At 67.9% G+C, this 287-nt stretch carries 1 protein-coding gene; it reads left to right on the top strand.

Annotated features, from left to right (window positions below):
* Nucleotides 1-287: type 1 glutamine amidotransferase family protein (locus AC0L3U_RS39185; protein WP_473365089.1), on the top strand; the 287-nt coding region annotated here is incomplete at both ends.

Below are 287 nucleotides of genomic sequence, written 5' to 3'. Positions count from 1 at the left end.
AGCTTGGCGATACCGGCCGCAAGACCGGCTTCTGGCTCGAAGAGTTTGCCGCTCCCTATTACGCGTTCAAGGACGCCGGCGCCGATATCGTGCTGGCATCGCCGGCCGGTGGCCAGCCGCCGCTGGACCCGGTCAGCGATCAGCCGGACTTCCAGACCGAACAAACCCGGCGCTTCGCCGCTGACCCGGCCGTGCAGCAGGCCCTGGCGACCACGGTGAAACTGGAGTCGGTCAACGCCGCCGACTTCGACACCGTGTTCTACCCAGGAGGCCACGGCCCGCTGTGG

This window comes from Bradyrhizobium sp. Kon69 (assembly GCF_055807515.1).
The sequence above is the reverse complement of the archived record's forward strand: the minus strand, read 5'-3'. Positions and strand labels throughout refer to the sequence as shown.